Consider the following 497-nt stretch of genomic DNA (forward strand, 5'->3'; position numbering starts at 1 on the left):
GCCCTACCTGCCCCCGCTCTTCGCGCACGGGATGTGCCGCTTCTGGGTGCCGAACGAGGAGCCGACGCCCGACTTCGAGCTCGATACCGGTGTCGGCGCGCGGGTGCGCCGCGACTACTACCGGCTGCTCACAGACCTCTACATCTCACGACATCTGCTGCCGCTGCAGGAGTGGTCAGCGAGCCATGGCCTCGGCGTCGATCCCCGCGCTCGGAGTGCGGGTGTTCGAATTCGACCTGCTCGCCGTGCCAGAGCCGTTCGTTGCTGTGTGCAAGAATCCCACCACCGAGCTGGCTCTCGAAGGGTGGTGCCTGCGGGTGCTCAGCGAGGAGCCGGATGGCCCACGCACGATCCACCTCGAGGGCGTCGGCCCCGGAGACTGGCGCGAGATCGATGCACTCAAGGGTGTCTCCGGCATCGGACGTTACACCGCCAGGGTTGTGCTGCAGGATGAACGGCTCGCGGATCGCCCTGCCGTCATCGATCTTGGCAGGCTC

General features: G+C 67.0%; 1 protein-coding gene. It reads left to right on the forward strand.

Features of this window, described 5'->3' with window-relative positions; translation table 11 throughout:
• Positions 1-185: 185 nt before the first annotated feature.
• Positions 186-497, forward strand: a 312-nt coding sequence (locus tag WDW90_RS38055) for a hypothetical protein (RefSeq protein ID WP_336492866.1), incomplete at its 3' end; no start/stop codon positions are given.

This window comes from Methylobacterium nigriterrae (assembly GCF_037106235.1).
GTDB classification, from domain to species: Bacteria; Pseudomonadota; Alphaproteobacteria; order Rhizobiales; family Beijerinckiaceae; genus Methylobacterium; species Methylobacterium nigriterrae.